Genomic DNA, 22,582 nt, shown 5'->3' with positions numbered 1-22,582 from the left:
TTTCTCAGCATGGGATGGATTACCAGCCTAAAGCTTCTTGCTGTTTTTTCACCAGTTCCTGAATACCTTTCTCGGCCATTTCCAGCATGGCATTCGATTGGGCACGGGTAAATGGCTTGTCTTCTGCAGTGCCTTGAATTTCAATAAACTCACCTGCCTGCGTCATCACCACGTTCAAATCTGTTTGACAGTTTGAATCTTCTTCATAGCAAAGATCCAGTAAAACCTCATCTTTGAAAATACCCACAGAAACCGCAGCCACCAAGCCTTTCAATGGATCATGTTTGATTTTCTTTTTTTCCAGCAATACGTTCATGGCATCGACCAAAGCCACTGCAGCACCGGTAATCGCTGCAGTACGGGTACCACCATCAGCCTGAATCACATCACAGTCGATGGTAATGGTATTTTCACCCAGTTTTTTCAGATCGACCATTGAGCGCAGGCTACGACCAATCAGACGCTGAATTTCCTGAGTACGGCCACTCTGTTTACCACGTGCCGCTTCACGATCGCTACGGGTATGGGTTGAACGTGGCAACATGCCATATTCAGCTGTGACCCAGCCCTGGCCCTGACCTTTCAGAAAACGCGGTACAGAACTGTCTACACTGGCAGTACAGAGTACTTTGGTATGACCAAATTCAACCAATACAGAGCCTTCCGCATAACGTGTATAGTTACGGGTAATTTTCACTTCACGTAATTGATCTAATGTTCGTTGGTCGATACGCATAATAAGTCCTGTATGGGTTAAAAATAATTGCGGCTCAGTATAGCAGAAGCCTTTGCCAAGATTAGGCGGCCCGGGCATTCATTTACAAAATCAATGCATCAGGCCGCGGCTAAATGTTGGAATTATGCCGATCTGTGGCGCTACGATTTGATTTAATTTTTGCTAGACTAAAAGTCCCCTTGAGGGTAGCTGGTAGTAGGAAACCCATTTATGTCCTTACGTGAAGATCGCAAGCAGCAAAGTCATCAGGCGCTACTCGATGCAACACTGTCATTGAGCAGTCAGGGACGTGCTTTCAGCACCATCAGTCTACGCGAAGTCGCGCATGCCATCGGACTGGTACCCACAGCATTTTACCGGCATTTTCAGGATATGGACCAGCTCGGTCTGGAGTTGCTGGATCAGGTTGCGGTTCACATCAAAGGGGTACTTAACCAATTGGGCCAGGCCTATCTGTATCAGCCGAATACCCGAACCCGGACCGGACTTGAACTGTTTTTTCAGGCAGTCGAATACCATCCTGAACCCTGGATTTTTTTTGTTGCAGAGCGCTGGGGCGGCTCGGAAGTGTTACGTGCCGGCATTGAACGGGAAATTCATTTTCTGGCAGAAGATGTCATGCATGAACTGGCCAAGATGCAGTCTACCCGACATATTCAGGCACCGCAGGACTTGCAGGCCTTGGCACAGATGCTGATTGAGCTGTCTCTGAACTGGGCCATGGGCTGGATTAATCTGCAACATCAGGCTGATCCAGAGCTGCGCCAAACCCAAGCCAGTGCCTTTAAAACCCAAAGCGTGCTGCAAATGCAGCTCTTGCTCCGTGGCATTTTGTACTGGTACCGGCAACCTGCCGAAATAGCAGGCCTTGTGCTCAATGAAGTGCCCACTCCCCCCGCCTAAATAAAAAAAACCTGCATGATTGATGCAGGTTTTTTTTACTGAATTTATTTCAGACTTATTTAGCTTTACGCTCTTTTTCGATCAGGTAATTCACTACCTGAATGACTTTGGCATCATTCCCCTGCACAATATATTTACCATTCACGGTGACTGCCGGAACACCACTGAGCTGGTACTGGGCGGCCAGATTTTTGGCCTGGGCAATTTTCGAGCTGATCGGGAAAGATTTATAGGTGCTGTTAAATTTCGCTTCAGGAATACCATATCGGGTATAGAACTTGGCCAGTTGCGCCTGTTCTAAAATTGGACGTTGCTTGTCATGAATATCATGGAATAATTGTAAATGTGCTTTTTGACGCACCCCCAATGCTTCAGACACATAATATGCCCGTGCTGCCTGTTCCCAGAGTGGATTCATTGCAGCAGGCGTCCGTACAAAACGCACGTCTTTTGGTAATTTTTTCAACCAGCCTTGCATATGTGGTTCAAGCGCGAAACAGTGTCCACAGCCGTACCAGAAGAATTCACGTACCTCAATCCTGCCCGGTTTTTCAACTTTGACTGGTTTTGCAACCACCTGATAGTCCTGACCTGCCACAAAATTGGCCATAGTATTGCCTGAAAAGGCCAAAACAGATGCGGCAACAGTACCTAAAAGGAATTTTTTCATTCGGATTATCGTCCTCTAAATCATTATGCTTAGTTTATGTGTTCACTATAAATCAATTATGCCGGTTTCGTTTTCATTCTGTGAACTTTTTCGCTGCTTTTATCGCTTTTTCTGCCAGAATCGCTACACTAAACCATCGGACTGATTTTCAAGGTTTAAATCAGTTTCTATCGCCATCCGGCAAGTATATATTTTTAGCTAATCACGACTGATTGAGGTGACACCGATGTCGCAATTGAATGTTGATCCACAAGAAATTGCCAAGTTTGAAGCATTTGCAGCTATATGGTGGGATCAGCATTCTGAGTTCCGCCCTTTGCACATGATTAATCCACTACGTTTAAACTGGATTGATGAACATGCCGGTGGCCTGAGCGGCAAAAAAGTGCTGGATGTCGGCTGTGGCGGCGGTATTCTGGCCGAAAGCATGGCGCGTCGCGGTGCTGATGTACTCGGGATTGATATGGGTGCAGCACCTCTGAATGTGGCACGTATCCATGCCGAACAGGAAGGCGTCAGCAATATCGAATACCGTCAGGTGCCGGTCGAACAGCTTGCAGACGAACAGGCTGGCCAATACGACATTGTGACCTGCATGGAAATGCTGGAACATGTGCCCGATCCGGCATCGATTATTCAGGCCTGTCATCAACTGGTCAAACCAGGCGGCCATGTATTCTTCTCGACCATTAACCGTAATCCGAAGTCGTATTTATTTGCCATTATCGGGGCAGAATATGTCTTGCGGATGCTGGCAAAAGGCACTCATGATTACAGCAAATTTATCAAGCCATCCGAGCTGGCACATGATATTCGTAATGCCGGTTTAAAGCTCAAAGACATGACCGGACTGCATTATAATCCACTCACCAAGCGTTACTGGCTGGCACCAAATGTTGATGTCAACTATATGGTCTATACCGTGAAAGATAGCGCAGCAGAGACCACCGCATGAAAGCCGTTCTGTTTGACCTGGATGGAACCCTGATTGATACCGCTGCCGATTTTATCCGGATTATCCAGCAGATGTGCCGTGAAGAAGGCCGCGCGCTGGTCGAACCCGAGCTGATCCGTACCCAGGTCTCCGAAGGCGCACGCGCCATGGTGAAACTGGTTTATCCGGAACTGCAACTGGAAGATCCGGTATTTTTAGCCCATCGTCAGCGCTTTCTGGACATGTACGGCGCAGATATTGCGGTAGATACCGATCTGTTTGAAGGTATGTATCCTCTGCTGGAACAACTGGAAGCACAGGATATTCCCTGGGGCATTGTGACCAATAAACCGCGCTGGCTCAGTGAGGCTTTACTGAAAGCACTGAATTTAACTGAACGCTGTGCAGTACTGGTATGTCCGGAAGATGTCACCCGCACCAAGCCTGATCCTGAACCGATGTATCTGGCAGCCAAGCAGCTCGGTCTTGTTGCAGAAGACTGTATCTATGTCGGTGATCACCCGCGTGATATTGATGCAGGGCGGCATGCCAAGATGACCACCATTCTGGCAGCTTATGGTTATTTACCACTGCAATACAAAGATGACTTAACAGCCTGGCAAGCCGACTATATAGTGGATACTGTTGCAGAATTACAGCAGCTGATCCAGAAACTGGTATCGAAACAGCAGACTGCGGTATCTTGACAGCTTAAAAACCGAACAATAACAAATGAGGAGGTAGATAATGAAATATTCAGAATATCAACCTCGCCCCGATCTGCTCAAGGATCGTATTATCCTGATCACAGGTGCGGGCGATGGCATTGGGCGTGCAGCAGCAATCAGTTATGCCTTGCATGGTGCAACGGTGGTGCTGCATGGACGGACCTTGAATAAACTGGAAGTCATCTATGATGAAATTGAAGGTTTGGGTGCGCCGCAACCTGCCATCTTGCCACTCCAGCTCTCTAGTGCCTCGGAACGTGATTATGAACTTCTGCTAGATACCCTGGATCGTCAGTTTGGCCGTCTGGACGGAATTCTGCATAATGCCGGCATTTTAGGTGAGCGTGTGCCGCTGGCGGATTATCCGGTCAATGTCTGGGATGATGTCATGGCAGTCAATCTGCGTGCACCTTTTGTCATGACCCAGGCCCTGTTGCCCTTATTAGAAAAATCTGAGCATGCTTCAGTCGTGTTTGCCAGTTCCGGCGTAGGCCGCGAAGCCCGCGAATGCTGGGGCGCTTATTCGGTGTCTAAAATTGCCATTGAAGCCGTAAGCCAGTTATTTGCCAAAGAGCAGGTGCATCCGAATATCCGTTATAACTGCATCAATCCCGGGGCAACGCGTACCGCCATGCGCGCCAAGGCTTATCCGAATGAAGATCCGAAAACCCTGCCTACCCCTGATTCAATCATGCCGGCCTATTTGTATTTGATGGGCGATGACAGCCTGCATATGAATGGTCAGAGTATTGATGCGCAGGATTAACTGCCTATTTGGCTGCATTCAGGGAGCGATTCCTCCCCTTTTTTATGCATTGAAGCCGTAATACCGCATATAAATCTTGATTAACTCCGGCCTGATCGCATTGAGTTTCACTGAAATGACAGCATACTAAGCCTCTCTATATTTCACTCGAGTGCATCATGACTGAATTAAACAATATTACGGTGATCAATTTAGACGATGGCATGGTTTCGCTGCTGATTGATCAGCAGCCCATTTCAGAAAAATATGGCACCAAGTTTGAAGCCAGTATTGTGGATGACATCAAGGCACTCGAAAATACTCAGAAACTCAAATTGTTCGAGCAATTTGTCTTTTCACATCATGACCTGAATTTTGAACATGCCTATTATTATGTGACTGGAATTGAAAAATCAGACGATAGTTATCGTTTGGCCAAGCATTTTGTTTATCGCATTAAAATTGAAGGACAGCCTGAAATCGAGCATGTGATCAGCAATCAGGGTAAAGCCATGACTGCTGAAGATATACGTACTTTCATCCTAGCGCATGTGCAAAAATCACTAACTGACTATACTGATCTGAACTACGCTTATTAACAGTCCGGCAATTTATATTGATAGAGCACTTCTTCAGAAGTGCTCTTTTTTTACCTGATTTTTTTTCAAAACAACTCATTGATCGGATTTTCGTATCTTTTTTATAAAATTATACGGTTTTTCAAATAAATCTATTTGGACTATGCTTTCTAGATCCACAAATAGATCAGATCAGGAGTACAGCGCATGGCTGACCAGAAACGAAAAATTGAAACGATTCAAAGAATTGAACAATTACAGTTATCAGAGGCCTTGATTATGGCACTTGATGATGCCATGCAGGCTGAATCAGTAGCTGAAGCGATCCAGTCCTTGCAAGGTTTGGCAGAACAATGGAATTAATCCCGAGATAAACTGGCGAAATTTTCTGCTGCTTCAGTCGACCATTGACTCTTTCACTGCTGATACAATGCTGTTTTTTGAGCTCAACCATCGATTTTAGCTTGCATGTTTGCCCTCGCTTTGATGAGATAAGAACACGACTCGGTATGCCGGCTCATAGGATTCTATACCGCGGTCTAAAAGCATGACATCATCATAATATCTCTGCATTTGTTATAAAACTTGTGCCTGTTCTTCACAGTTTCTCTGCAATTTTTCCGTACATTAGGTACTGTAGAAGATGAACAATTTAATGAGGGTTCAACATGAAAAAGGTTTTGGTGGCACTGGCAATGTCTTGCAGTACATTCATGCTGAGCAATGTCGTCATCGCTGCCCCTCATTTTAATGATGAATCCCGTATGGATTCGCGTCATGGTTCTGACAAGAAGAAAGCCCGGGGGGATCATCAAGAGCAGCATGATAACCGCCGCATGCATGAAGAACGCGGAGTAAAACGTCTACAACAGCTCAGATGGCAGCCGGGTTATGTGATGCCGCAGCATTATCGTGGCAATGGCTATAAAGTCGAATACAAAGATCATCGCCTGCCTCGACCTGACCGCAAGCAGCAGTGGTACAAAGTCAACAACGACTATATTCTGGTCGATTCTGAAAATAACAATATTATCCGTATTGTCGGTGACTAAATTTTCTCTGATGCTCAAGACCCAACACTGTTTGGGTCTTTTTTATTTCAGCAGCTAATTTTTTGAATTTGAAATAGTTAGGCTGTGCTGTGCTTATCTTGAGCAATCATCTTCTAAATTTCTTCATGAATTTAACATTTCAACTAAATAGCCCTCACGCTTTCTATGTACTTGTTCGCTAATTTAGTCTTATCGAAATTAGATTTACATCCTTAGGTGAGAGCCATGAAAAAAGTTTTAACTACAATCGCGTTATCTCTCAGTGCTTTGTTAGCGACTTCTGCAATGGCAGCACCACAGCATGACCCGCGTTATGACCATAATCCGCATAAACCGGCACCGCACTGGAATGCCAAAGATAGTAAGAAATGGAATGATGATCGCCATCAGAACAACCGTGCAGTGAATCCAAGCCGTGACTGGCGCGTAGGACAAGCTTTGCCACGTCAATATGACAACAAACGTTTTCAAGTCAGTGATCGCGAAGCACGTCGTTTACCGAATGCCGGCCGTTTCCAGCAGTGGTACAAAGTCAACAATGACTACGTTCTGGTCAATGAGCGTAACAACCGAATTATTCGTATTATCAATTAATCCGTCTCCATTTTCTGCTCGTCTTGCAGACACCTGAAGTCCCCTTCAGGTGTTTTTTTATATCTATACTTCCACTTCGGTGTTTTTTCATTAGAATCAAAGCTGGATATTCAATCATTGAAATAGGCACAGGCATGACTTCAGCAGAAACGTCACAAAGCACGACATTGCAATATGTGCACTGGTTTCGCAATTCTGCGCCTTATATCAATGCGCACCGCAACAAAACCTTTGTGATCATGTTTGATGGCGAAGCAGTTTTAAATGACAACTTTCAGCACATCATTCACGACATTGCCTTATTGCATTCTTTGGGGATCCGGCTGATTTTGGTGCATGGTGCCCGTCCGCAAATTAACCAGAATCTGGCACAGAGCCAGATTACGACGCCTTTTTACCAGCAGCGCCGGGTGACCACACGTGAATCTTTAAGCTGTGTGATGAATGCCGTCGGTTCAATCCGTCTACAAATTGAAGCGCTTCTATCGATGGGACTGGCCAATTCACCCATGTATGGCGCCCGTATCGATACCGTTTCAGGGAATTTTGTCACTGCCAAGCCTTATGGCATTCGCGATGGTATTGATTTTCAACTTACCGGTGAAGTCCGTGCAATCGATACCGACGCGATTCAGCGCCATCTGGACAATCATAATATTGTGGTGCTTGGTCCGACGGGTTATTCCACCACCGGAGAAGTCTTTAATCTGCTGGCTGAAGAGGTCGCGACCAAAACTGCGATTCGCCTTAAAGCAGATAAACTGATTTTTCTGGGCAAGCAGCATGGCTTAATGGACAGTAACGGCCAGCTTAAACGGGAAGTGACACCGCAGCAGCTCGATGATTTTATTCCGGCAGAACAAGATGGGCTTGAAAGAGGGCTACAGCTAAAGGCAGCACAGGAAGCATCAATGAATGGGGTACATCGGGTGCACCTGATTTCTTATGCCTATGATGGCGCCCTGCTAGAAGAACTATTTACCCGTGACGGTTCCGGCACCCTGGTCACTGACGCACACTATGAAGAAGTACGGATGGCAGACATTCAGGATGTGGGTGGTCTGATCAGTTTACTACGTCCTTTAGAAGAAGAAGGCATTCTGGTCTATCGTTCCCGTGAACGTCTGGAAAATGAAATCAACCAGTTTGCCGTGATCGAACGGGATGGCATGATTCTGGCCTGTGCAGCTCTCTACCCGATTCCGACGACAGGCGATGAATTGCGTTCTGCAGAAATTGCCTGTGTTGCGGTACATCCAAGTTATCGCCAGTCTAATCGGGGCAGCCAGATCCTGCATTATCTTGAAGAAAAAGCCAAAAGCATGCAGATCCAGCAACTGTTTATTTTAACTACCCGCACCGCGCACTGGTTTCTGGAACAGGGCTTTGAACCGGCTTCAGTGGATGACCTGCCGGATGCCCGTCAGACATTTTATAATTATCAACGTAATTCAATTGTTTGCAAAAAGTCACTTTAAAGTGACTTTTTCTTTTAGCGCTTTAGCTTAATTTCAGATAAAGATATCAGGCAATCCGGGTTTAAATTTTAAAATTCCATCGCTGCTTTTGAGCTAAACATACCAGCAGATTAGACTTAGAAAAATAACTATATATTTCATAATCTTGATTAATTATTTTGGTGAATATTCATTTTTATATAAATCACTTTTTCGCATAAGTTTTGCATTTTTTTATTTATCTTTTTTCTTCATTAGAAATTCCTGAATAGTTATTTTTTTAGAAAAACAAAAACGATTAGCGTGTGTCTAAGTTTTCATTCGCTAGTTTTTCATTTTCGGGAGTTTCGATTCATGCGCCAATCTAATGTTCAGCTTATAGTAAAAACTGCGGTACTCGGTACTGCGATGGCTGGTGTCATGATGCTTTCAGGCTGCTCGAAAAAAGAAGAGACCCTCACCCTGAATATCGGTTTCCAAAAATACGGCGTATTACCGATTTTAAAAGAACGTGGCACGCTGGAAACCACCCTGAAACAGCAAGGGATCAATGTGAAGTGGGTGGAATTTCCAGCCGGTCCGCAACTGCTTGAAGGCCTGAATGTCGGCAGTGTGTCTTTTGGTGAAGCCGGTGAAGCACCGCCAATTTTTGCCCAGGCGGCCAACTCAAACCTGGTGTATGTGGCCAATCAGCCGCAAGCGCCTAAAGCCGAAGCTTTAATTGTACCGAAAGACTCACCGATCCAGTCGATTCAGGATCTGAAAGGCAAACGGGTAGTCTTGAACAAAGGTTCAAACGTGCACTACATGCTGTTAAAGGTTCTGGAAGCCAACCAGCTTAGCCTTGATGATATCGAAGTGATCTATTTACCACCCTCTGATGCACGAGCTGCATTTGAACGTGGTGCGGTCGATGCCTGGGTCATCTGGGATCCGTTCTTCGCAGCTGCTGAACATCAGATTGGCGCGCGCGTAATTGCCAGTGGTGAAAATGTAGTAAACAACCATCAGTTCTATCTGGCAGATCGCAAGTTCGCAGAAAGCCATCCTCAGGTGATGCAGGCCGTCGTCAATGAATTGAACCTGACTACAGACTGGGTGGCCAAAAATCAGGATGCAGCAGCGCAGTTACTAGAAAAACCGACCGGTCTGGCCGTTGATGTCTTGAAAACCTCTATTTCACGCATGGGCTTTGGCGTTCAGCCCTTAACCACCGACGTGATTCAAAAACAGCAACAAGTGGCAGATGCATTTTATGCGCAGCAGCTGATTCCCAAAAAGCTGAATATTGATGCAGCGATTATTAAATAACAGCAGAATAATTCGAGAATAAAAATGAGTCATTTAAAAACGGTTTCCTATATCAGTTTAGCGTTATTGAGCTTTACTCTGACTGGTTGCCAGAAACAGGAGCCACAGCAAAGCACTGCTGTAGAAACCGCAGCACCGCAACAGGTTCAAAGTATTGCGATTGGTTTTCAGAAATCAGCCTTGAATCTGCTGGTAGCACGCAATGAAAAGCTCTTAGAACAGCAATTTCCCAATGCCAAAATTGAATGGAAAGAGTTTCCGGCGGGTCCACAAATGCTGGAAGCCTTGGCAGTCGGTGCTGTGGACTATGGTTATGTGGGGAATACCCCACCCATTTTTGCACAGGCAGCAGACAAAGACCTGAGCTACGTGGCCTTTGAAAAAGTGGCCGGTAATTCTTTAGCAGTGGTCGTGCCGAAAGATAGCGACATTCAGACGATTCAACAGTTGAAAGGAAAGCGGATCGCAGTTCAGAAAGGTTCGAGTGCACATGAACTTCTGGCCAAAACCTTGGAAAAAGCCGGATTAAGCTGGTCAGAGATTCAGGCAATTTGGTTTCCGCCTGCGGATGCACGTGCCGCTTTTGACAAAAAAGCCATTGATGCCTGGGCAATTTGGGATCCGTTCCTGGGTGCAGCCGAGTTCGATAGCAAGGTCAAGGTGCTGATTGAATCCAGTGACTTCCCACAAACCTACTCCTTTTATATCGGTAATCCCGAATTCATTCAAAAGCATCCAGATAGCCCAGCAAAATTTATTCAGGCTTTAAATGCATCTGATCAATGGATTCTTAAAAACCAGTCCGTAGCTTTAGCTGTCTATCAGAAAAGTACCGGTCTGAAACCAGAAGTGGCGAAGATTGCATTTGAACGTCGTCTAAAACCCTCACCGGTACTGCCACTAACGGCGGAAGTAGTAAAAGCCCAACAGAATATTGCCGATCTCTTCCAGCGGGTTCAACTGATCCCCAACACCATTAGCGTCCAGCAACACATCTGGTCACCAACAACACATTGATTACCGAGCAAGATCATTTAATTTAAGGAATATCACATGAAAATTTTCTGGTTTATCCCCACTCATGGCGACAGTCGTTACTTAGGCACCAGCAAGGGTGCACGTGTTGTAGATCATGCCTATATGAAGCAGATTGCCGTTGCGGTAGATAACTTAGGTTATGAAGGTGTTCTGATTCCGACCGGCCGTTCTTGTGAAGATCCCTGGTTAACCGCAGCCAGCCTGATTGACGCGACCAAAAAATTAAAATTCCTGGTGGCACTGCGTCCGGGCGTGACCACCCCGGCACTGGCTGCACGCATGGCTGCGACCTTTGACCGTTTATCCAATGGCCGGGTACTGCTAAATCTGGTCACTGGCGGTGACGAGCAGGAACTAAAAGGTGATGGCGTCTATGAAGATCACAAAACCCGTTATAAAACGGCAACCGAATACACCACCATCTGGCGTGAAATTTTAAAACGTTCCCATACCGGTGAAAGTTTTAGCTTTCATGGCGAACGCTTAAGTGTCGATGATGCAAAACTGCTTTATCCACCAGTTCAGCAACCGCATCCACCTTTATGGTTTGGCGGTTCATCGGACGATGCCATTGAACTGGCCACCGATCAGGTGGACACTTACCTGACCTGGGGCGAACCACCGGCAGCAGTAAAAGAAAAAATTGCCGTAGTGAAAGCCAAGGCCAAAGCCAAAGGCCGTGAACTGAATTACGGGATCCGTTTACACGTGATTGTACGTGAAACCAATGAACAGGCCTGGGCTGCTGCTGAAGAACTGATTCAATATGTGGATGATGCCACCATCGCTGCGGCCCAAGCCAAGTTCAAATCTATGGATTCAGTCGGTCAGCGTCGTATGGCGGAACTGCACAATGGCGACCGTAGCAAACTCGAAGTTTCTCCGAACCTGTGGGCCGGTGTAGGTCTGGTGCGTGGCGGTGCAGGTACGGCACTGGTCGGTGATCCAGAAACTGTGGCTGCACGTATTCAGGAATATGCAGATCTGGGAATCAGTACCTTTATTTTCTCAGGCTATCCGCATCTGGAAGAATCGATTCGTTTTGCTGAACTGGTGTTTCCTTTACTTCCACTGGAAACCCAGCAAAAACTCACTCAACCAAACTTGACCGGTCCATTTGGTGAAATCGTGGCGAACAACTACACACCGGACGAGAACAAGCAGGCTGAGAAAATTTAGGAGTCTGCTTAATGTCAAAAGTCGTTTCCGTTGAAACCCTAGTACAAAAGCCGGTTTCACGTGGAACAATTCTGGGGCAGCATCTGCTGCCCTGGCTGGTTCCAATTTTCTTGATTGCAATTTGGCAAATTGCCTCTAGCACAGGCCTGCTGGAAAGCCGGATTCTGCCTGCACCGAGTGCGGTCGTTTTAGCCTTCTGGAATTTATTGCTCAGCGGTGAACTGTGGACACATGTGCAAGTCAGTACAGGACGTGCTATCAGCGGTTTACTGGTTGGCGGTGGTTTGGGCTTATTGCTGGGCCTGTTAAATGGCTCATCCAAAACAGCCTCTACCCTGCTCGATACCACCTTGCAGATGATCCGCAATATTCCTGCACTGGCCCTCATTCCTTTAGTGATCTTATGGTTCGGGATTGATGAATCTGCCAAATTGTTTCTGGTGGCGATTGGGGTATTTTTCCCAATTTATATCAATACCTATCATGGCATCCGCTCGGTCGATCCACAATTGATCGAAATGGGTAAAAGTTACGGCTTGAGCCGTTGGCAGCTCTATAAAGAAATTATTCTGCCGGGAGCAATGCCGTCTATTCTGGTCGGACTGCGTTTTTCTCTGGGTCTGGTCTGGGTACTTTTGATCGTGGCCGAAACCATTTCTGCCCAGTCCGGTATTGGCTATATGACCATGAATGCACGTGAATTTTTGCAAACCGATGTGGTCTTGGTCGGTATTTTACTGTATGCCCTGCTTGGCAAGCTGGCCGATGTTCTGGCGGTGGCGTTAGAGCGATTCCTGCTGCGCTGGCATGCCGGCTATCAAAAATAAATAATAAATGAGGAGCATGTGATGACTGATCTCAGTTTAGGGCGTCATGTCAATGACCCGATTGCCCCCCCCGAGCAACCTGCGGCAGATATCAATCCTAATGCAGCCCTCGGTGCGGAAATCATTATCGAACAACTGCACAAATTTTATGGTTCAGTCAAAGTCCTGGAAGATCTGGACCTGCATATTCAACCGGGCGATTTTCTGGCAATTGTCGGTCGCAGTGGCTGTGGTAAAAGTACCTTATTGCGCCTGATTGCCGATCTGGAAAAACAGAGCTACGGCGAAATCAAGTTCAAATCTGCCCGGCATATCCGTGAAGGCATTACTGCAGATGATATCCGAGTGATGTTTCAGGACCCTCGCCTGCTGCCTTGGCGCAGCATCGAACAGAATGTGCAATTGGGCCTCCACAAAGAGCAGCATGCCAAAGCTTCGCAAATGCTGGAAAAGGTCGGCCTGAAAGAAAAAGCCGGACTCTGGCCCTCACAGCTTTCCGGAGGACAACGGCAACGTACAGCCTTGGCGCGGGCACTGTCGCATCAACCCCGTATTCTGCTCCTTGATGAACCGCTCGGTGCATTGGATGCCTTGACCCGTCTGGAGATGCAGAACCTGATTGAACGCTTATGGACCGAGCAAGGCTTTACCACCATTCTGGTCACGCATGATGTCAGTGAAGCCGTGCAACTGGCAGACCGGATTATCCTGCTGGATAAAGGTCATATTGCCAAAGAGTTTCGGGTCGACTTGCCACGTCCACGGCAAAAAAGTGTCAAATTTGTAGAACTGGAACAGCAGGTTCTACAAGCGGTTCTAGCCACCTAAGCACCAGATGAAACCCGGAGCATGACATTTTTTTGGGTTTCATCTGAAATAAAGCCTGAGTGAGATTTAAACTGTATGCTTCGCCAAGCAATGAAAGTGTTAATTTTCTGACCCGATTTAAGATAAAAAATTTTACTAATTTAAGTATTTTCAAAAGGTTGAAATTTTTGATCTACCTTGATGCATTTAAGCTGCTCTAAATGCTGATATAGAGAATAAATTATCATTATTCAAAAAATTAGCCAGTGACTGTGTGCACAAATCTGACGATTTGCCGTACAATTGAGGATTCCTTTTTTCATTGTTTTTTATATTTGCTAATGGAACAAAAAAAGAGTACTCAAAAACGCAACCAGCTGCTGAATGCTGCACTAGATGTATTTTCCTTATATGGTTTTAGTGGGGCAAGTCTAGATGAAATCGCACAGATTGCAGAAATGCATAAGTCGAATATTTTCTATTATTATGAAAATAAAGAAGCCCTGTATGTCGAGGTACTGACCACCGTTCTACAAAAATGGCTGGCACCTTTACAAACCCTTGAAGCTGAACTTGAGCCTGAAGAAGCGATCACCAATTATTTGATGCAAAAAATTGAAGTGTCGCGTACCCAGCCTAAAGCATCACGTTTATTTGCTTTAGAGGTGATTCAAGGAGCACCGCATATTCTGGAAATTTTAAAAGGTCCGCTGAAAAAACTGGTGAAGCGTAAAGCCAAAGTGATTTCCAACTGGCAGGAACAAGGCAAAATCTCTGCAGACATTGATCCTGAATTACTGATTCTGAATATTTGGGCCATCACCCAGAACTATGCAGACTTTTCAATTCAGATGGAAATGGTCACAGGTAAAACCTTGCGTAACCGCAGCATGCAGCAACGCATTATCCAGCATACGGTAAACATGATGTTATACGGCGTGATTCCACGTACGGATAAATAAGCAAGCGCTTCTGATTGGCATACGACCATAGTTCCTATGGTCGCCGAGCAAATTTACCTTTCTCTTTTATTTTACCATTCGATATAAATTTAATAACTTTCTTGCACTCAATAACAGGTTTTCTTCCCAATCCAGATATGCAGTCTCATTGGCACCATCGCTAATATATTTGACCGAGATCAGGCGAACACCAAGCTTTTTACAGACTTTTGCCAAGGCATAACCTTCCATATCTACCAGATTACATGCGACTTTCGAAATGCCGGTTTCAAAACTGTCGCCTGTCCCACAAATCCCTTTAGGCAAATGTTCAAAGAAAGACTCCAGCTCAATGGTACCCGGGAAATGCTGATCCATCGGGGTCATACCCACCTCAAAACCGAGTGGTGAAACATCCATATCACGCTGTACAAACTGAGTGACTTCAATCAGTTCATGTGCATTAAAATGAGAACTCCCTGCTGTGCCCAAATTTAGCAAGGTACTGCAACCGGTTTTTTGAATCACCTCAAAGGCTTTAAAGGCGGCATTGACTTTGCCAATCCCGCTGTAATGCACCTGAATACCTTCAGCTTCAAACAAGCCTTTGGATTCATTCGGAAGTGCCATGATTAATGCAATGTCTTGACTCACAATCGTCTCCTGCGCTGTATGGCAGTGATATACCATAAAACAGCAGGACAAGGCAGCCTGAGTTGCATCATTTTAGATGCCCAGTCATACCGAAAATTGAAGTCTTATTTTTCTGTGGCCTTCGCCATTTGCTGCTCTTGCAAATACTGTTTGAGGCAAGGTGAAAAGATTAAATTTCCATGGTAAAACCCCGCTGCCGTTTTAGTTGCAACCAGTATCCATAACATGACTAATACACATCCCAATGCATAAGCAACCGCATATAAAAATTGAAGTTCTAGTGCTACAGCAAGATTAAACACCGCCAAAGTAAATACACCGATTGGAAAGGTGAGTCCCCACCAGCCCAAGTTAAAAGGCAACTGCTTTTTGGCGTGATATAAGGTGGTTAATAAGGCAATACCAAACCACCACACACCAAAGCCAAGCAAGATCAAGGCACCAATAATACCCACCTGTTGGAAAAACAGCCCCAAACTGTATTGATCTATGACTGCCAACACTTGCGGTGCCTGATGACCCAGTAATAACAATGCCAATGCACCTGTACCAATTGGCCCAAGGGCAAGCCAACTGCTAATGGCCATTTCTTTTGCGGGTAACTGATGTAAAGCCAGACGCAACATTAAAACGCTCAGAATTCCAAATGCAGGTAGAACTGAAATTCCCCACAGCATATAACTGCCGAGTAGAATCATGACGCTCTGTTGAGTTGGCTCCAGATGGGCCAATAACAGTCCCCCACTACTTGCGGCAACCTCACATGCCACGATGGGCAGCAACCATACCGCTGTCATGCTTTTAAGCTCATGCTTCTGTCGGCTATACATAAAAAATGGCACGACCCACGCAATCACAACGGCAAGTGCTACATCAACATACCAAAGTAGCCCTGCAATCTGCACGGCGATATCACCCATTTGAACGATACCAAATTTAAGAAAGCCATTGATGATCGTGGCAAGACCCATCGGGATTGCACCCAGAAATAAACTCATATTCGGATGCTGAAAAATCTGTCTGGCTTCAACTGGGTAGTAGATCCAGCGCAGCGCATAAAGACTCAGGAAAGCAACAAATAAGATGATATTCAAAAGCCAAAGCCCGGCACCTATTTGCCAGAAAAGCTCAGACGCCAACGGAGATTCTGCTATGATTAAAGCGACAACACCTGTACCCATGGTTACTGTGAACCAGTTCGGTGTGAACTCACGGATCAGGTCAGAAACTCGATTTAAATCGGCAAATGGCTTTTTCATCAGCTTCGCTCGTACATGATGTTAGAACCATCATACGAACAATCACATATAAATTAAACTGATTAATATTCATTTTAATTATCAATTTAATTGATTTTAAATTCATTATTGCATTAATTTTATTGTCTAAAAACACAACAACAAGACGAAACGCTGAGATTATGGCAATATATAGCCTCTCGATATTTCCAAGCACTTGATTCGCCCATGAAGCTGCTCCGCCTGAATGCTTTAAACTCCCATTCTGTCTCAGAAAAAACTGCCGTGACCATTGGCAATTTTGATGGTGTACATTTGGGTCATCAAGCCATGATCAAGCAGCTTAAAAGCGTTGCCGAAAAACAGAATTTAAAATCGGTGGTAATGATCTTTGAGCCACAACCGCTTGAATATTTTAAAGGTTATGATGCCCCACCGCGTATTTCATCACTGCGTGAAAAAGTCGAATACCTGACCGAACTGGGTGTGGACTATATTGCGGTAGCGAAATTCGATCATACTTTTCGCAGCCTGACTGCAGAAGCCTTTGCCGATATTTTAAAAGAAAAACTGAATGCGCAGCATCTGGTCTTGGGCGATGATTTTCACTTTGGTAAAAACCGCCAGGGCAATAGCGAATTCCTGCACAATTACGGCTTTGAAGTGACCAATTTAAATACCATTGCTTTGGATGGTGAGCGGGTCAGTTCCACCCGGATTCGCCAGACTTTGCTGGCAGGTGATCTGGCCCTGGCTGCACAACTACTGGGTCGTCCCTATAGCATTACCGGACGGGTGCAATATGGCGATCAGATTGGTCGAACCATTGATTTTCCCACCATTAATATCCGCCTCAACCGTCATAAGCCCTGCCTAAAGGGAATTTATGGGGTGGACGTGATATGCGAAACCGAATCCTTAAAAGACAAGGTCATCGCTGACTCTGCAGCGCAAACAGGTATTGCCGGTTATGATCCGACTTCCCTGTTTGGTGCGGGTCATGTCGGCACACGCCCAGCGATTAAACAAGCGCATCCAGAGTGGCGATTAGAAGTACATTTTCCAGATGTTTCTGCTAATCTGTATGGCCTGTTGATGCGGGTGACGTTCTTAAACTATTTACATGGCGAAAAGGACTATCCTTCGCTTGAAGCGCTAAAAGCTGGAATTGATGATGACGTCGAGAAACTGCTTGAGTTTCGTCGAAATCACCCCACATTTCCCTTTTAATATCCCATATTTTTATTGTAAAACGTGTCAGTGACATAACTGATTAGATTGGAAGACGACTTGCATGAGCGATAAGCAAACTCCTGAAAATGCAGTGGACTATAAAGCCACGCTAAACCTCCCAGGTACTGACTTTGCAATGAAAGCAAATTTGGCAGTACGTGAAGCGAAATGGTTAGAAGAGTGGTATGCCGACAACATTTATCAGCAGATTCGTGAATCGCGTATTGGCAAGAAAAAATACGTTCTTCATGACGGCCCTCCTTATGCCAATGGTCAAATCCATTTGGGCCATGCGGTCAATAAAGTATTAAAAGACATCATTATCAAAAGTCGTGTGATGGATGGTTTTGATGCGCCTTATGTACCGGGCTGGGACTGTCACGGTCTTCCAATTGAACTTAAAGTTGAAGAAAAAGTCGGTAAAGTCGGTGTAAAAGTTGATGCTTCAACTTTCCGTAAAGCCTGCCGTGAATATGCCTACACACAAGTTGAATTACAGAAAAAAGACTTCGTGCGTATGGGCGTGTTCGGGGATTGGGATAATCCGTACTTAACCATGAACTTCAAGCAAGAAGCTGACATCGTACGTTCGCTTGGTGCTATTGCCAAAGCAGGCCATATCGAACCTGGTCTGAAACCGGTGAACTGGTGTCTGGACTGTGGTTCGTCTTTGGCTGAAGCTGAAGTTGAATATGAAGATAAAAAATCAGATGCGATTGATGTCGGTTTTACCGTTGTTGATTTAGCTGATTTATCTGCACGTTTGGGTGTAAGCGTTACCGATTCAACAGACATCGTAATCTGGACAACGACGCCTTGGACGCTACCTGCCAATCAGGCCGTTGCATTACATGCAGATATTGAATACCAACTGGTGAAAGCCGTTGGCGAAAATAAAGTGGCACAAAACCTTATTCTTGCAAAAGATTTAGTTGCGTCAGCAACAGAACGCTATGGCTTCGAATCTTTTGAAGTCCTTGCTGACTTTACCGGTAGCAAACTTGAAAACCTACAATTACAACACCCTTTAATTGGCGATCGTCAAGTTCCCGTTATTTTAGGCGAACACGTGATTGCAACCAGTGGTACAGGTGCCGTGCATACCGCACCGGGCCATGGTGTAGACGATTATAAAGTTGGCTTGATTTATAACCTCAAAGTTGAAAACCCTGTTGGCGGAAATGGCGTATATTTACCGACTTCTCCTATTTTTGCAGGCGAACACATTTATAAAGCCAATCCAAAAATTATTGCCACACTGACTGATTGCAATAAACTTTGGGCACATGTGGTAATTAAACATAGTTACCCACATTGCTGGCGTCATAAAACCCCGATTATTTTCCGTGCGACCCCACAGTGGTTCATCAGCATGGATGCCAAAGGCCTCCGTCAGGGCGCTTTGAATGCAATTGAAAATGAAATTAGCTTTGTGCCAGAGTGGGGTAAAAACCGGATTCAGGCCATGATCGAAGGTCGTCCGGACTGGTGTATCTCGCGTCAACGTACTTGGGGTGTGCCAATTCCGTTCTTCGTACACAAAGACACCAATGAATTGCACCCCCGTACCCCTGAACTGATCGAAGAAGTGGCGAAACTGATTGAGCAAGAAGGCATTGACGGCTGGTATAACCGTGATGCATCTGAGTTTATCGGTGCAGATGCTGAACAATACAATGCAGTTCGCGATACACTAGACGTATGGTTTGACTCGGGTACAACACACTTTGCGGTTCTTCGTGAACGTGAAGAACTCACTGATCCTGCTGATTTATACCTGGAAGGTTCAGACCAGCATCGTGGCTGGTTCCAGTCTTCGTTATTGACCTCAATCGCGATCAATGAACGTGCGCCATATAAAGGCTTGTTGACTCACGGCTTCGTGGTCGATGAAAAAGGCCGCAAAATGTCTAAGTCGATCGGTAACGTGATCACACCACAAGACATCATTAAAGACATGGGTGCAGATGGCTTGCGTTTCTGGATCGCCTCTGCAGATTACCGCTACGAAATGACCGCAGGTAAGGAAATCTTTAGCCGTGCCTCTGATGGTTACCGTCGTATCCGTAACACGCTTCGTTTCTTACTTGCCAACTTGAATGGCTTCAAACCGTCTACCGATGCATTGCCAGTCGATCAGTTGATTGCATTGGACCAATACATCCTGCAACGTGCTGCAGAAGTTCAAAAAACCGTTCAGCAAGCCTATGAAGATATGAACTTCCATATCGTCACCAGCGCCTTGACCAACTTCTGTATCAATGACCTGGGTGGTTTCTACCTCGACATTATCAAAGACCGTCAGTACACCACCAAAGCAGACTCGCAGGCACGTCGTTCTGCACAAACTGCCTTGTATCATCTGGTACAGGCTTTTGTACGCTGGATGGCGCCAATCCTGAGTTTCACTGCACAAGAAGCGTGGCCACTGATTCCTGAGCAATCAGAGAAATATGTGTTCACCACAGAATGGTATGAGATTCCAGTTGCATCTACTGCTAACGTGATTTCAGAAGCAGAATGGCAAACCCTGATTTCAGTGAAATCGGCCGTGAACAAGTTTATTGAAATGGCACGTACAGCCAAAACTGTAGGCTCAAACCTGTCAGCTAAAGTTGAACTGTGGGCAACTGCAGAACTCAAAACCGTACTTGACCGTCTTGATGACGAATTACGTTTTGTTCTGATCACTTCACAAGTAATCGTAAACGAGTTCGATGCTACGCAAGGTGAAGCTTCTGATCTTGAAGGCCTTAACGTGAAAGTTTCTGCAGCTGATGGCGAAAAATGCGTACGCTGCTGGCATGTCCTTCCGGATGTGAATACACATAGCTCACATCCGGGACTATGTGGCCGTTGTATCATTAACCTTCCTACAGGCCAAGGCGAAGAGAGAAAATATGCCTAATACCCACAGCAAAAAGGGCTTATTCCAGTTTTATCCCCATAATTTATGGTGGATCGGACTGGCCATTGTAGCGATCGTTCTGGATCAATGGAGCAAATGGATTGCAGTGACAAATCTGAATTATGCAGATCCTGTTCCTGTGCTGCCCTTTTTAAATTGGACACTGCTACATAACTATGGCGCTGCTTTTAGTTTTCTGTCCGATGCTGGGGGTTGGCAACGCTATTTCTTTACTTCACTGGCAGGTTTAGTGTCTGTGATATTCGTCTTTTGGCTGATGCGTATGCCAAAAGACATGAAAATCTTACCGCTGGCGATTGCCCTGATTTTGGGCGGTGCCATCGGTAATTTAATCGACCGGGTCAGCCTCGGCTATGTGGTCGATTTTATTCATGTGTATTACCAGAACAGTCACTTCCCTGCTTTCAATATCGCAGACAGTGCCATTACAGTGGGCACTATTCTGATGCTGATTGATACCTTTTTCTTAGAAAAACATCGAATTCAACGGGCGCAAGCACAACATGACTGATTTTATTCATCCTAATGAAGAAACCCGGATTGCGGACGGCTCTAAAGTCGAGCTGCACTTTTCTGTCGCGATTGAAAATGGCGTGGAAATCGACAATACCCGTAGCCGTGAAGAACCGGTCAGCCTGGTCATTGGCGATGGTAATTTATTACCCGGGTTTGAAAAAGCACTGCTTGGCTTGCGTGCCGGTGACCGTCGTACCGTGAGCCTGCCTCCAGAAGATGCATTTGGTCCTTGGAATCCAGAAAATATCCAGAAATTTGATACGGTGAAATTCGGAGAACGTCCGATCGAAGGCCACATGATCGAGTTTGAAGACAAAGCCAAAGCGACCTTGTATGGCGTGGTGAGCTCGGTGAATGATGACATCACTGAAGTAGACTTTAATCATCCCTTGGCAGGCAAGAACATCACCTTTGAAGTAGAAATCTTTAAAGTGACGCCTGCCGGTCAGCAAGGTGTTAAGCTGATGTAAAGCATCAACTAATTTTATAATTTCAAAAGCTCCTTCGGGAGCTTTTTTTATAGCGGGATACAAATCATCTCTAGTCACCTTTCGGCAATCTCATTAATTTAAGACTAAATAGAATAAAGAGAAAGACATGAAAATTTATATTGTTGTCGGCAGCGTGCGTGAGGGACGTACCGCGATTAAAGTGGCACACTGGGTACTGCAGGAGATTAAAGGCTATGGGTTTAGCACTCTGGCACCTGAAATTGTCGATCTGAAAGAATGGGATCTTCCGCTATTTTCTGGTGCCCATCCGCCATTGACCGGGATTTATGATCAGCCCAAACAGCAAGACTGGGCAGACAAAATTGCACTTGGCGATGCCTTTATTTTTATTAGTCCCGAATACAACCACGGCTATAGTCCTGCGCTGAAAAATGCCCTGGATTACCTCGGTAAGGAATGGCAAGCTAAACCGGCAGCTTATATTGGGTATGGTGTGACCAATGGCTCACGTTCAATTGACCAGATTCGCCAAGTGGGTACTCAACTTGGACTGGTAGATACCAACGCCGTCATCGAAATCCGAGACATCTTTGCACGCATCCAAGATTATTCATTCCAGGGAAATGAATTTGATAATAAAAATTTAAAAGCCGTAGTAGATAAACTGATTCAATATGTGAGTGTCTGATGATTGGACCACAGCCCTGTACGTTTTAGCCTACAGGTAGCGCAGAACTTATCGGCTATTCGCCAATGCTCTTCCAGACTATAGTCAATCATAGACAGACAAGAAGTCTGCAGCGATACCACAACAATAAAAAACGCAGAGCAACAGGACGTTGACAGATCAGACAAGAAGTCAGATCTGAAAAGTAAATCCAGAAAAAACCCTAACAGGATGTTAGGGTTTTTTCTTTTCATTTTTTATAAAAACTTAGATTAGCATTTGAAGTGCAACACCATGTTGTTGCCATAATACCTGACTCGGACTTTTAAAGCCGAGTCTTTTTCTTGGACGATGATTTATACGGTCAGTGATTTCTGAAATGTATTCATCTGT

24 protein-coding genes are annotated in these 22,582 nt (G+C 45.4%); 20 read left to right on the top strand and 4 right to left on the bottom strand.

The features are described from left to right. Positions 1-19 precede the first annotated feature (19 nt). Positions 20-736, bottom strand: coding sequence for a ribonuclease PH (gene rph, locus KUG37_RS03085; RefSeq protein WP_216940149.1), 717 nt, complete (start codon positions 734-736; stop codon positions 20-22). A 210-nt stretch (positions 737-946) separates the two neighbouring features. Between rph and KUG37_RS03080 the strand changes: the two genes are divergently transcribed. Then, the gene (locus tag KUG37_RS03080; RefSeq protein ID WP_216936644.1) at positions 947-1,639 is read left to right on the top strand and encodes a TetR family transcriptional regulator; all 693 of its coding nucleotides are present in this window, start codon (positions 947-949) and stop codon (positions 1,637-1,639) included. A gap of 55 nt (positions 1,640-1,694) precedes the next feature. Here the strand turns inward: KUG37_RS03080 and KUG37_RS03075 are convergent, their stop codons facing one another. Then, the gene (locus KUG37_RS03075; RefSeq protein ID WP_216936645.1) at positions 1,695-2,309 is read right to left on the bottom strand and encodes a thiol:disulfide interchange protein DsbA/DsbL; all 615 of its coding nucleotides are present in this window, start codon (positions 2,307-2,309) and stop codon (positions 1,695-1,697) included. Positions 2,310-2,535: 226 nt separating this feature from the next. On the opposite strand from KUG37_RS03075, the gene ubiG reads away from it, so the two are divergent. The 14 genes from ubiG (at position 2,536) to KUG37_RS03005 (ending at position 14,521) form a co-directional block, all read left to right on the top strand. Continuing rightward, a complete protein-coding gene (gene ubiG, locus KUG37_RS03070; protein WP_216936646.1) occupies positions 2,536-3,264 on the top strand; it encodes a bifunctional 2-polyprenyl-6-hydroxyphenol methylase/3-demethylubiquinol 3-O-methyltransferase UbiG in 729 nt (242 codons plus the stop codon). Then, positions 3,261-3,950 carry an HAD family hydrolase gene (locus KUG37_RS03065; protein ID WP_216936647.1) on the top strand — a complete coding sequence of 230 codons (690 nt, stop codon included), beginning with the start codon at positions 3,261-3,263 and terminating at the stop codon, positions 3,948-3,950. Before ubiG ends, KUG37_RS03065 begins: the two co-directional genes overlap by 4 nt. A 40-nt stretch (positions 3,951-3,990) precedes the next feature. Continuing rightward, positions 3,991-4,737 (top strand): YciK family oxidoreductase, encoded by a 747-nt coding sequence (locus KUG37_RS03060; RefSeq protein ID WP_216936648.1) that lies wholly within the window; start codon positions 3,991-3,993, stop codon positions 4,735-4,737. A gap of 158 nt (positions 4,738-4,895) precedes the next feature. Next, positions 4,896-5,315 (top strand): hypothetical protein, encoded by a 420-nt coding sequence (locus tag KUG37_RS03055; protein ID WP_216936649.1) that lies wholly within the window; start codon positions 4,896-4,898, stop codon positions 5,313-5,315. Positions 5,316-5,501: 186 nt separating this feature from the next. After that, the gene (locus KUG37_RS03050; RefSeq protein WP_216936650.1) at positions 5,502-5,657 is read left to right on the top strand and encodes a hypothetical protein; all 156 of its coding nucleotides are present in this window, start codon (positions 5,502-5,504) and stop codon (positions 5,655-5,657) included. Positions 5,658-5,962: 305 nt separating this feature from the next. Next, positions 5,963-6,346 carry an RcnB family protein gene (locus KUG37_RS03045; RefSeq protein ID WP_216936651.1) on the top strand — a complete coding sequence of 128 codons (384 nt, stop codon included), beginning with the start codon at positions 5,963-5,965 and terminating at the stop codon, positions 6,344-6,346. A gap of 225 nt (positions 6,347-6,571) precedes the next feature. Continuing rightward, the gene (locus tag KUG37_RS03040) at positions 6,572-6,940 is read left to right on the top strand and encodes an RcnB family protein (RefSeq protein WP_216936652.1); all 369 of its coding nucleotides are present in this window, start codon (positions 6,572-6,574) and stop codon (positions 6,938-6,940) included. 134 nt (positions 6,941-7,074) lie between these two features. Beyond that, entirely contained in the window at positions 7,075-8,418 is a 1,344-nt protein-coding gene (gene argA / locus KUG37_RS03035; RefSeq protein WP_216936653.1) for an amino-acid N-acetyltransferase, read from the top strand. Positions 8,419-8,751: 333 nt separating this feature from the next. After that, complete coding sequence (locus tag KUG37_RS03030) at positions 8,752-9,708, top strand: sulfonate ABC transporter substrate-binding protein (protein ID WP_216936654.1); 957 nt, start codon at positions 8,752-8,754, stop codon at positions 9,706-9,708. 24 nt (positions 9,709-9,732) lie between these two features. After that, positions 9,733-10,725 carry an aliphatic sulfonate ABC transporter substrate-binding protein gene (locus KUG37_RS03025; protein WP_216940146.1) on the top strand — a complete coding sequence of 331 codons (993 nt, stop codon included), beginning with the start codon at positions 9,733-9,735 and terminating at the stop codon, positions 10,723-10,725. A 36-nt stretch (positions 10,726-10,761) separates the two neighbouring features. Next, positions 10,762-11,925 carry an FMNH2-dependent alkanesulfonate monooxygenase gene (gene ssuD, locus KUG37_RS03020; RefSeq protein WP_216940143.1) on the top strand — a complete coding sequence of 388 codons (1,164 nt, stop codon included), beginning with the start codon at positions 10,762-10,764 and terminating at the stop codon, positions 11,923-11,925. An 11-nt stretch (positions 11,926-11,936) separates the two neighbouring features. Then, positions 11,937-12,752 carry an aliphatic sulfonate ABC transporter permease SsuC gene (ssuC, locus tag KUG37_RS03015; RefSeq protein ID WP_216940141.1) on the top strand — a complete coding sequence of 272 codons (816 nt, stop codon included), beginning with the start codon at positions 11,937-11,939 and terminating at the stop codon, positions 12,750-12,752. A 21-nt stretch (positions 12,753-12,773) separates the two neighbouring features. Continuing rightward, the gene (locus KUG37_RS03010) at positions 12,774-13,580 is read left to right on the top strand and encodes an ABC transporter ATP-binding protein (protein WP_216936658.1); all 807 of its coding nucleotides are present in this window, start codon (positions 12,774-12,776) and stop codon (positions 13,578-13,580) included. Positions 13,581-13,900: 320 nt separating this feature from the next. Further along, positions 13,901-14,521 carry a TetR/AcrR family transcriptional regulator gene (locus tag KUG37_RS03005; protein ID WP_216936659.1) on the top strand — a complete coding sequence of 207 codons (621 nt, stop codon included), beginning with the start codon at positions 13,901-13,903 and terminating at the stop codon, positions 14,519-14,521. A 66-nt stretch (positions 14,522-14,587) separates the two neighbouring features. Here KUG37_RS03005 and KUG37_RS03000 read toward each other — a convergent pair whose 3' ends face one another. Further along, positions 14,588-15,154: a 5'-nucleosidase gene (locus KUG37_RS03000; RefSeq protein ID WP_216936660.1), complete on the bottom strand. Its 567-nt coding sequence runs from the start codon at positions 15,152-15,154 to the stop codon at positions 14,588-14,590. 104 nt (positions 15,155-15,258) lie between these two features. Further along, positions 15,259-16,413, bottom strand: coding sequence for a TDT family transporter (locus KUG37_RS02995; protein ID WP_216940139.1), 1,155 nt, complete (start codon positions 16,411-16,413; stop codon positions 15,259-15,261). A 207-nt stretch (positions 16,414-16,620) separates the two neighbouring features. Here KUG37_RS02995 and ribF point away from each other — a divergent pair, with 207 nt between their 5' ends. The 5 genes from ribF (at position 16,621) to KUG37_RS02970 (ending at position 22,210) form a co-directional block, all read left to right on the top strand. Then, positions 16,621-17,622, top strand: coding sequence for a bifunctional riboflavin kinase/FAD synthetase (gene ribF, locus KUG37_RS02990; protein ID WP_216936662.1), 1,002 nt, complete (start codon positions 16,621-16,623; stop codon positions 17,620-17,622). Positions 17,623-17,686: 64 nt separating this feature from the next. Beyond that, positions 17,687-20,533 (top strand): isoleucine--tRNA ligase, encoded by a 2,847-nt coding sequence (gene ileS / locus KUG37_RS02985; RefSeq protein ID WP_216936663.1) that lies wholly within the window; start codon positions 17,687-17,689, stop codon positions 20,531-20,533. Next, complete coding sequence (gene lspA / locus KUG37_RS02980) at positions 20,526-21,065, top strand: signal peptidase II (RefSeq protein ID WP_216936664.1); 540 nt, start codon at positions 20,526-20,528, stop codon at positions 21,063-21,065. The genes ileS and lspA overlap by 8 nt, the downstream gene beginning before the upstream one ends. After that, entirely contained in the window at positions 21,058-21,540 is a 483-nt protein-coding gene (locus KUG37_RS02975; RefSeq protein WP_216936665.1) for a peptidylprolyl isomerase, read from the top strand. Before lspA ends, KUG37_RS02975 begins: the two co-directional genes overlap by 8 nt. Positions 21,541-21,667: 127 nt before the next feature. After that, positions 21,668-22,210, top strand: a complete 543-nt coding sequence (locus KUG37_RS02970) for an NADPH-dependent FMN reductase (RefSeq protein ID WP_216936666.1) — start codon at positions 21,668-21,670, stop codon at positions 22,208-22,210. The last annotated feature ends 372 nt before the right edge of the window (positions 22,211-22,582 follow it).

The sequence above is a fragment of the Acinetobacter sp. BY419 genome, assembly GCF_019038395.1.
Taxonomy (GTDB): Bacteria; Pseudomonadota; Gammaproteobacteria; order Pseudomonadales; family Moraxellaceae; genus Acinetobacter.
Note: the sequence above shows the minus strand (reverse complement) of the source record. Positions and strands in the feature narration are given on the sequence as shown.

Coding starts and splice junctions, on each gene's coding strand:
- ssuC (WP_216940141.1), top strand. CDS start 11,937: ATGTCAAAAGTCGTTTCCGTTGAAACCCTAGTACAAAAGCCGGTTTCA.
- KUG37_RS03075 (WP_216936645.1), bottom strand. CDS start 2,309: ATGAAAAAATTCCTTTTAGGTACTGTTGCCGCATCTGTTTTGGCCTTT.
- KUG37_RS02975 (WP_216936665.1), top strand. CDS start 21,058: ATGACTGATTTTATTCATCCTAATGAAGAAACCCGGATTGCGGACGGC.
- ribF (WP_216936662.1), top strand. CDS start 16,621: ATGAAGCTGCTCCGCCTGAATGCTTTAAACTCCCATTCTGTCTCAGAA.
- ileS (WP_216936663.1), top strand. CDS start 17,687: ATGAGCGATAAGCAAACTCCTGAAAATGCAGTGGACTATAAAGCCACG.
- KUG37_RS02995 (WP_216940139.1), bottom strand. CDS start 16,413: ATGAAAAAGCCATTTGCCGATTTAAATCGAGTTTCTGACCTGATCCGT.
- KUG37_RS03080 (WP_216936644.1), top strand. CDS start 947: ATGTCCTTACGTGAAGATCGCAAGCAGCAAAGTCATCAGGCGCTACTC.
- KUG37_RS03045 (WP_216936651.1), top strand. CDS start 5,963: ATGAAAAAGGTTTTGGTGGCACTGGCAATGTCTTGCAGTACATTCATG.
- KUG37_RS03025 (WP_216940146.1), top strand. CDS start 9,733: ATGAGTCATTTAAAAACGGTTTCCTATATCAGTTTAGCGTTATTGAGC.
- lspA (WP_216936664.1), top strand. CDS start 20,526: ATGCCTAATACCCACAGCAAAAAGGGCTTATTCCAGTTTTATCCCCAT.
- KUG37_RS03040 (WP_216936652.1), top strand. CDS start 6,572: ATGAAAAAAGTTTTAACTACAATCGCGTTATCTCTCAGTGCTTTGTTA.
- KUG37_RS03055 (WP_216936649.1), top strand. CDS start 4,896: ATGACTGAATTAAACAATATTACGGTGATCAATTTAGACGATGGCATG.
- ubiG (WP_216936646.1), top strand. CDS start 2,536: ATGTCGCAATTGAATGTTGATCCACAAGAAATTGCCAAGTTTGAAGCA.
- ssuD (WP_216940143.1), top strand. CDS start 10,762: ATGAAAATTTTCTGGTTTATCCCCACTCATGGCGACAGTCGTTACTTA.
- KUG37_RS03030 (WP_216936654.1), top strand. CDS start 8,752: ATGCGCCAATCTAATGTTCAGCTTATAGTAAAAACTGCGGTACTCGGT.
- KUG37_RS03005 (WP_216936659.1), top strand. CDS start 13,901: ATGGAACAAAAAAAGAGTACTCAAAAACGCAACCAGCTGCTGAATGCT.
- KUG37_RS02970 (WP_216936666.1), top strand. CDS start 21,668: ATGAAAATTTATATTGTTGTCGGCAGCGTGCGTGAGGGACGTACCGCG.
- KUG37_RS03010 (WP_216936658.1), top strand. CDS start 12,774: ATGACTGATCTCAGTTTAGGGCGTCATGTCAATGACCCGATTGCCCCC.
- rph (WP_216940149.1), bottom strand. CDS start 736: ATGCGTATCGACCAACGAACATTAGATCAATTACGTGAAGTGAAAATT.
- argA (WP_216936653.1), top strand. CDS start 7,075: ATGACTTCAGCAGAAACGTCACAAAGCACGACATTGCAATATGTGCAC.
- KUG37_RS03065 (WP_216936647.1), top strand. CDS start 3,261: ATGAAAGCCGTTCTGTTTGACCTGGATGGAACCCTGATTGATACCGCT.
- KUG37_RS03050 (WP_216936650.1), top strand. CDS start 5,502: ATGGCTGACCAGAAACGAAAAATTGAAACGATTCAAAGAATTGAACAA.
- KUG37_RS03060 (WP_216936648.1), top strand. CDS start 3,991: ATGAAATATTCAGAATATCAACCTCGCCCCGATCTGCTCAAGGATCGT.